The 8102-nt window shown below is 75.2% G+C and carries 6 protein-coding genes; 1 reads left to right on the top strand and 5 read right to left on the bottom strand.

Translation table 11 applies throughout. From position 1 onward, the window contains the following. Positions 1 to 118 precede the first annotated feature (118 nt). From ACZ5OX_RS30040 to ACZ5OX_RS30055, 4 genes are all read right to left on the bottom strand, one after another. The gene (locus tag ACZ5OX_RS30040) at positions 119 to 694 is read right to left on the bottom strand and encodes an RICIN domain-containing protein (protein WP_465634359.1); all 576 of its coding nucleotides are present in this window, start codon (positions 692 to 694) and stop codon (positions 119 to 121) included. Between the two features lie 37 nt (positions 695 to 731). Continuing rightward, entirely contained in the window at positions 732 to 1580 is an 849-nt protein-coding gene (locus ACZ5OX_RS30045) for a peptidoglycan-binding protein (protein ID WP_465634360.1), read from the bottom strand. A 46-nt stretch (positions 1581 to 1626) separates the two neighbouring features. After that, positions 1627 to 2529: a CAP domain-containing protein gene (locus ACZ5OX_RS30050; protein WP_449793558.1), complete on the bottom strand. Its 903-nt coding sequence runs from the start codon at positions 2527 to 2529 to the stop codon at positions 1627 to 1629. Between the two features lie 183 nt (positions 2530 to 2712). Then, positions 2713 to 5652, bottom strand: a complete 2940-nt coding sequence (locus ACZ5OX_RS30055) for an AfsR/SARP family transcriptional regulator (protein WP_465634361.1) — start codon at positions 5650 to 5652, stop codon at positions 2713 to 2715. Between the two features lie 133 nt (positions 5653 to 5785). Here ACZ5OX_RS30055 and ACZ5OX_RS30060 point away from each other — a divergent pair, with 133 nt between their 5' ends. Beyond that, entirely contained in the window at positions 5786 to 7285 is a 1500-nt protein-coding gene (locus ACZ5OX_RS30060; protein ID WP_465634362.1) for an AfsR/SARP family transcriptional regulator, read from the top strand. A 24-nt stretch (positions 7286 to 7309) separates the two neighbouring features. Here ACZ5OX_RS30060 and ACZ5OX_RS30065 read toward each other — a convergent pair whose 3' ends face one another. Continuing rightward, positions 7310 to 7780: a hypothetical protein gene (locus ACZ5OX_RS30065; protein WP_465634363.1), complete on the bottom strand. Its 471-nt coding sequence runs from the start codon at positions 7778 to 7780 to the stop codon at positions 7310 to 7312. Between the last annotated feature and the right edge of the window lie 322 nt (positions 7781 to 8102).

Below are 8102 nucleotides of genomic sequence, written 5' to 3' on the forward strand. Positions count from 1 at the left end.
ATCGTCGGGGGGTGTCGGGGGGCGCGGGAAACAAGACCCCACCCCCCCCCCCCCCCCCCCCCACGCCCCCCCCCCCCCCCCCCCCCCCCCCCCCCCCCCCCGGGCCCGGTGATCGGTGTCAGCCCAGCAGCCAGCGCTGGTTCGGGTCCGCGGTGTCGCAGGAGGCCATCGAGACGGCCTGGTAGGTGCCGGGGGCCCTGAGGCACTGTCCGGTGGCGACGTTGCGGATCAGGTACCAGCCGCGGTCCTCGTCGGTCAGCCGCCACTTCTGGTTGGCCGGCATCCAGTCGCCCCGCGGCCGGTTGAGGCCGTCCAGCCCGCCGGGGGTGTCCTGGAGGCGGACCGAGCCCGAGCCGGTGTCGAGGCCGGCCACCTTGCTCAGCCCGTGCGAGATCGCGGTGGTGCCGTCGCAGTAGCCCCAGAACGACCAGGTCTGCGCGGGCGACTGGTTGGCGGTCCACAGGCCGATCGGCTGCCCGTTGACCTCGTTGCCGTTCAGCAGGTCGAGCGCGCCGCCGCCGGAGCCGTTGTGGACGTCCCACCGGGTCGTCAGGGCCGGTGCGGGGGCCTGGTCGCAGGCGTCGGCCAGGGTGGCCGCCTGCGCCGCCGGCGCGCCGGCCACGACCGCCCCCGCGACGGCCGCGACGGCGCCCAGCGAGGCGAGCAGCCTGCGGGTACGGGTGATGGTGCTCATCGGGTTTCTCCTTCTGGTGTGGTTGACGGGCCCGGCGTCAGCCGCGCGGGACGGCGAGCGCGGCCCACTGCTTGGGGCCGGGGATGCCGTCGGCGTCCGCGCCGGAGTCGCCGAGCTTGTGCTGCCAGTTGCGGAAGGACTCGCGGTCGGCGTCGGACCACTCGGGCCCGGGGCCCTCGGCGTAGGCGGAGCAGCCCTCGGCGACGAGGCGCTCGCCCATCCGGGTGATGACGTCGCTGTTCCGGCCGTCCTGGAAGAAGTCCGCGCCGGGGAACGGCTCGTAGCCGTCGCCGCCGTCGGCCGCCGGGGCGGAGCCGGTCGGGGCGCCGCCGCGGGGGCTGTCGTCCGCGGACGCCTCCTGCCCGAAGTAGAGCGCCCCGGACCGGTCCTTCCACTCCGGGTCGGCGAGGACCACGCCCTCGGCGAAGGCCGGGATGCCGTAGCCGTAGACCCAGTCCGAGCGCCGCTCACGGGTCTTGAGGTAGACGCCGTCGCCCTCGGAGCTGCCCCCGTCGTTGGTGTTGCCCTCGACGGTGGTGATGGTGGAGCTGGTGTAGGCGACGCAGATGCCGGTGTGGCTGCCGCCTCCGGGCCCGAAGAAGACCTGGCCGCCGATCACCGGGTAGTCGGTGAAGCGTCCGCGCTCCTTGAACCAGGCGACGCCCTCCGCGCAGGAGGCGCTGACCGGGAAGAGGTCGGCGTTGCCGGACTGCTCGGCGCACCAGGCGACGAAGGTGGCGCACCAGGCCTCGCCCTGGGACCACTCCAGGCCGGCGACGGCGGGGGAGAACTTCTGGATGTTGTTCCAGTGTCCGCCGCTGCGACCCTCGTGGTAGCCGACCTCGTCTCGGGCGATGCGGATCAGGTCCGCCGCGTTCGAGGACATGGGTGGGGAACTCCTTGTTGCTGGAAGGGGCGTGCCGGTCGGGGTCTCAGGCCTTACCGAAGGTCTGCACGTAGCGGCCCCAGTTGCCGCGCTGGCGGGGCGCGTAGCCGATGCCGATGTAGTTGTAGTCGGGGTTGAGGATGTTCACCCGGTGGCCGGGGCTGTTCATCCACATCTGCATCGCCTCCGGCACGCTGTTGCTCGGGGTGACGTTCTCGGCGGAGGAACGCGAGACGAAGCCGGCGGCCGCGATGCGGTCCCAGGGGCTGCTGCCGTCGGTGCCGTTGTGCTGGGTGAGGTCGTGCGAGGCCATGTCGTTGGCGTGCCGCTGGGCGGCCGCGCTGAGGCGGTCGTCCAGGCGCACCGGCGGGGCGCCGACCCGGCCGCGCTCCGCGTTGACGGCGTTCAGCATCTCGGTGCGGAAGTCGCCGCCCCCGCCGGGCTGGGGCTGGGGCTGCGGCTGGGGCTGGGGCTGCTGCTGGCCGCCGCTGATGCCACCGGCCGGGACGAGCTGCCAGCGCTGCGCCGGGTTGGCGTCGTCCTGCCTGGCCAGGGTGAGGGGTGAGCCGGGGGCGGCCGCGGTGAGGAAGAGCATGCCCTCGTTGGTGCGGGTGGTGCGGATCCGGATCCAGTCGTTGTCCAGGGGCTCGAAGCACCAGTGCTGGTTGGGCTGGTTGTGCTCGTTGTACAGCCAGGTCTGGCCGATGGAGTAGTTGTAGTCCATGACCATGGCCTGGCCGCCGACGTGCTTGCCGACGGTCAGCTGGGTCTCCAGGAGGAAGCTGCCGTTCTCCTTGGCCCAGAACGTCCAGCCCTGGGCGGTGGTGCCGTTGGACCCCCAGGACTGGATGGCCGTGCCGGCGGAGGTCTGGCTGGAGCGGACGTCGGCGACGGTTCCGTTGGCGGACTTGAGCGTCCAGGTCTGGCCGTGCTGGGGCAGGGTGGGCATGGTGGCGCCTCTCGTCTGTGGTGTCGCCCGGGCCGCCACCGCGGCGGCCCGTGGCCTGACGAGAGAGACACTCCGGCACGGCGGTAGACGGCCGGTCAACGCGCGTAGTCCGGGCCCCCGTTGATGCCACGTCTACCGCGCCGGCACCTCCCTGGCCAGCACGTTTCCCGGTCGGTACGGCGTCTACCCGGCCAGCAGATCCCTGACCTGAGCCGCTTCCTCCGCGAGCCCCAGCCGCTCGAACACCTCCAGGGAGTCGGCCAGGCAGGCCCGGGCCTGGCGCGGGCGGCCGAGGCCGGTGAGCGCGGTGCCGAGCGTGCGCAGCAGGCCGGCCTCCAAAGAGGCGCTGGTGCGGCGGGCGAGGGGGAGGACGGCCTCGGCGGCGTCGACGGCGAGCAGCCAGCGGCCGGCCTCGGCGTGGATCCGGGCGGCGAGGTCGCCGGCCGCGGCCGCGAAGACGGTGACCTGGAGCGCGGCGAACTCCTCGCGGGCGCCGACGGCATGGGCGAGTGCCGCCTCCGGGTCGCCGCACAGCCGCAGGACCCGGGCGAGGTAGTAGCGGCCGGTCGCGGCGGAGACCGGGCCGGAGCGGCTCATCAGCCGGACGCTGCGCTCGGCGGCCTCCCGGGCCTCGTCGAGGCGTCCGGTCTGGGCGGCACTGAAGGCGAACTCCCCGAGCGCGCTTCCCTCGGCGCGCTGGGCGCCGAGGCGGTGGAACAACTCGGCGGCGCGGCCGGCGTGTTCGGCGGCCTCGGCGAAGCGGCCGTGCGTACGGGCGTTGCTGCCGAGGGTGATCAGGGCCTTCGCGAGGACGCGTTCGGTGCGGTCGTCCTGTTCGGACAGGGCGACGGCCCGGCGGATCTCCTCCTGGGACTCCGCGTAGCGGTTGATGTGCCAGAGCATGCTGCCGCGCAGGTAGCGGGCGAGGGCGAGCGGCCCGTGTTCGCCGCGGGCGGCGGCCTGCTGGGCGACGCATCCGGCCAGGTCGACGATGATGCCGATCTGGGTGCGTTCGGGCAGGACGGCGCCCATCCGGTCGGCGAGTTCGGCGGCGCGGTCGAGCGGCAGGGCCGGGTCGGCGCAGCCGAGGGCGATCGCGGCGGCGTGGATGTCGGCCTGGTCGCGCATCCAGCGGACGGCTGCGGCACCGTCGGCGATGGGCCGGCCAGGGGAGGCGACGGACGCGCCGAGCAGGCTGAGTTCGGCGGGTTCGGCCTTGCGGGCGGCGAGGTCGGCGTTGCGGGCGGTGGCGAGGCAGAAGTCCAGCAGCCGGTCGGTGGCGGCGGTGCGTTCGGCGGGGCCGTCCTCGGCCGCGAGCCGGCCGCGGGCGTAGTCGCGGACGAGGTCGTGGTAGCCGTAGCGGCCGTAGCGGGGGGAGTGCAGCAGGTTGAGGTCGACGAGGGTTTCGAGCAGGTCGTCGGTCTCGGCCTCGGTGCGGTCGAGCAGGGCGGCGGCGCAGGGCAGCGGGATGTCGGGGGCGTCGGGCAGGGACAGCAGGCGGAAGGCGCGGGCGAGTTCGGGGCTCAGGCGGTGGTAGGAGAGCGCGAAGGTGGCCTCGACCGTGCGTTCGCCGTCGGTGAGTTGGGCCAGCCGGTGCTCGTGGCGCAGTCCTTCGGCGAGTGCCGCGAGGGTGAGCGCCGGGTCGGCGGCGAGCCGGGAGGCGGCGATGCGGACGGCGAGCGGCAGCAGTCCGCAGGCCCGTACGACCTCGTCGGCGGCGGCGGGTTCGGCGGCGACGCGTTCGGGGCCGACGATGCGGGTGAGCAGCTCCAGGGCCTGTTCGGCGGGCAGGGTGTCGAGGCGCAACTGGTGCGCCCCGGCGAGGCCGGCCAGCCGGTGGCGGCTGGTGACGAGGACGGCGCAGCCGGCCGAGCCGGGCAGCAGCGGTTCGACGTGGCCGGGGGTGGCGGCGTTGTCGAGGACGACCAGGACGCGCCGTCCGGCCAGGGCGGAGCGGTAGAGCGCGCTGCGTTCGCCGGTGTCCGGCGGGATGTCGGCGGGGTCGACGCCGAGGGCGCGCAGGAAACCGGCGAGGACGGTGCCGGGGGCGGGCGGGGTGCGGTCGGCGCCGCGCAGGTCGGCGAAGAGCTGCCCGTCGGGGAAGCGGGCGCGGACCTGCCGGGCGACGTGCACGGCGAGGGTGGTCTTGCCGACGCCGCCCATGCCGTCCAGCGCGGAGACGACGACGGCCCGCCCACCGGCTGCGGAGAGCTGGTCGACGAGGGTCTCGACCTCGTCCGCGCGCCCGGTGAAGTCGGGTAGGCCGCAGGGGAGTTGGTCGGGCGCCCAGTGGGTGTCCGCGGAAGCTCCGGCGGGTCCGGCGGTGGCGGGCTCGGGGGTTCTGCCGGCCGGAAGCAGGGCGGCGTCCTCGCGCAGGATGCGCAGCTGGAGTTCGGCCGGGGCCCGGTCGCCCGGGGGCAGTGCGGGGCGGGCGTCCTCGTACACGGCGAGCGCCTCGGCCTTGCGGCCCGACTGGTAGAGGGCGCGCATCAGGACGGCGGTGAGCCGGGGCCGGCCTGGGTGCTCCAGCGCCAGGGCGGCGGCCTCGGCGGTCAGGTCGGTGCGGTCGCCGAGTTCGGCGTCCAGCTCCAGCTGCGCCTCCTTGGCCGAGATCCGCTGCTCGACGAGGAGGGCCCGGACGGCCTCGGCATGCGGCCCGGGCAGGCCGGCCAGCGGCTCGCCGACCCAGAGCCGCTGGGCCTGCCGCAGCGCCTCCCGGACGTTCCGCGGCGGTGCGCCGGCCTCCCGCAGCCGTCCGGCCTCGGCCAGCAGCGCCTCCCACTCGGTGGCGTCGACCTCGGCCCCCGGCGCCCTGAGCGCGTAGCCGTCGCCGACCCGCACCAAGGGCATCAGCTCCGGGTCGTCCCCGGTGTGGGGCCGGAACGCGCCGCGCAGCCGGGAGACGGCGAGCTGGACGGCCTTGCGCGGGTCGGCCGGCGCGGCCCCGCCCCACACCGCCTCGACCAGGACCGGGACGGAGACCGTCCGCCCGGCGGCGGACAGCAGGACGGCGAGCACGGCCCGCTGCTGCGGCCGGCCCAGTTCCAGCTCCTGCTCCCCGTACCAGGCCCGCAGCGGACCCAGCAGTCCGAACCGCAGCCCGGCTCCCCCCATGTCACCCATGTCGTGTCCCCACCGTCGTTCCGCGCCGGGATTCCGCCACTTCCGTCCGTGCGGCGGCGCCCCCGTACCCCGGCGACCTATGCTCTGTCCTCACAGATTGTGCACCGGGGCGAGGGCTATCGAGGGGTGGGCTGTGCGGCTCGAATTCCGCGTGCTGGGGCCGCTGAGCGCCCGCTGCGACGGGCGGGAGGTCGATCTCGGCCGACCGCAGCAGCGGGCCGTGCTCGCCGCGCTGCTGCTCTCCCCGGGCCAGCTGGTGCCGACGGACCGGCTGGTCGAGGGCCTGTGGGGGGAGGACGACACCCGCTGGCCGAAGGACCCGACCGGGCAGATCGGCACCCACGCGCACCGGCTGCGCCGCGCCCTGGGAGAGCCCGGGCTGCTGGTCGCGTCGTCGGGCGGGTACCGGTTGGCGGTGCCGCGCGAGGCGGTGGACCTGTTCCGTTACGAGGCCGGGGTGGCAGAGGCCGTCGCGCTGCGTCACCAGGACGCGTTCCGGGCCCGGGAGCTGCTGGCGGCGGCGCTCGGCGCGTGGGAGGGCCGCTGGGCACTGGACGGCGTCCCGGGAGCGTTCGCCGAGCGGTCGCGGGAACGGCTGGCGGCCGGGCGGTTCGCGGCGGTGAAGGCGCTGCTCGACCTGGACCTGACGCTCGGGCGGCACGCGGAGGCCCTGGAGCCGCTGGCCGGGCTGGCGGCCGAGCACCCGCAGGACGAGGAGGTGCACCGGCTGCACCTGCTGGCCCTGCACCGTTGCGGCCGCACCGCGGAGGCGCTGGCGGTGTACGAGGAGCTGCGGGAGCGGCTGGACGGTGAGCTGGGGCTGGAACCGGCGCCCGCGGTGGTCGAGCTGGCCGAGCGGATCCGGCACGGGGAGTCCCAGTCCCCGGTGCTGCCGCGGCGGCTGCCGCGGCCGTGCCAGCTGCCGCCGGACATCCCCGACCTGGTCGGGCGGGCGGCGCTGGTGCGGGAGGCGGAGCGGGTGCTGCGGGGGGCCGGGGGCGGCCCGGTGGTGGCGGGGCCCGGTTCGGTGGGGCCTGGTCCGGTGGGGTCTGGCCCGGTGCTGGTGTCTGGTCCGGTGTTGGGGTTGTCGGGGCCGGCGGGCAGTGGCGCGTCGGCGCTGGCGGTGCATGTCGCGCATGTCGTCCAGGACGCCTTTCCGGACGGTCAGCTGTACGCGGGCGGCAGCGAGCCGGCCGCGGTGCTCGCCGGGTTCCTGCGCGCGCTGGGGGAACGGCCGACGGCGGACGCGGACGCCGACGAGCTCGGCGCCCGCTACCGGGAGGCGCTCGCCGGGCGGCGGGTACTGGTGCTGCTCGACGGCGTGGCCGACCCCGGACCGCTGCTGCCCGGTACGGCGGGTTGTGCGGCGGTGGTCGCGGGCGCGGAACCGGGCACCCTGCCCGGGGGCGCCGTACGGCTGACGGTCGGACCGTTGGAGCCGCACGACGCCTACGAGCTGTTGGCCCGGATCGTGGGCGCGGAGCGGATCCGGCAGGAGCCGGACGCGGTGACGGAGGTGGCCGCGCTCTGCGGCCACCTGCCGGCGCTGCTGCGGACGGCGGCGACGCGGCTCGCGGCCCGGCCGCGCTGGTCGGTGGCCGACCTGGTCAGGTGGCTCGCCGAGCGGGGCTGAGGGCCGGGCCGCGGGGGAAGCGGTCTAGTACGGGTCCGAGCTGCGGAGCGTGTCCGTGAACGGGTTGCTCAGGGGGGTGCGCGGGTTGTCCGGGTTGGCGTAGTCGACCCGGAGGCCGCCCCGGGCGGACACCGTCAGGATGGCGGTCTGCAGGGAGTTGGCCTTGTACGTGCCGCGGGCCCAGCAGACGTGGTTGCCGGCGCCGTAGACGACGAGGTTGCCGTCGCCCTGCATGATCGCCTTGAGGCCGCAGCCCTGGGTACCCGGGGCGACCCACACCGGCCTCGGGTCCATCATCGGGGCGTACCTGTAGAGGACGAAGTTGCCGTCGCCCTGCATGTACAGCCGGGTGTCGCCGGATTCGAGGTAGTCGCCCGGGTAGAGCACCCCGGGCTCGCTCAACGTCGATCCGTACGCGGTGGCGGCCTGCGCGGTCCCGGCCGAGGTCATCGTCCCGGCCAGCGCCAGCATGCCGGCCGCTATCCCGATGGCCATGTGTCGCAGAGTCTTCGTCGCCTTCATGTCCCCGTGGACCTCTCTCGTGCTGTCGGCTCTCGTGCTTCGGCGCCGACGAGGTCTTCGTGGCGTCCGACGGGAAGGAGCATGGGGGGAGGCGGTAGACAAACGATGAACGCGGTGCCGGGGCGGTCGGCCCGCCCCGACGGCCGGGCCAGGGCCGTTTGGCATGGGCCCGGAGGAGGAGTACTGTTCTCTAGTCGCTCGGCAGGGAGCACCGGACACGCATCGGCGCGGACGGTCCCGGGGCGGCCAATCCTCTGAAACACCACTTCCCAGGTTCGGGCTGGGTCGCGTCGGC

It is taken from the genome of Kitasatospora sp. NPDC032121 (assembly GCF_055580145.1).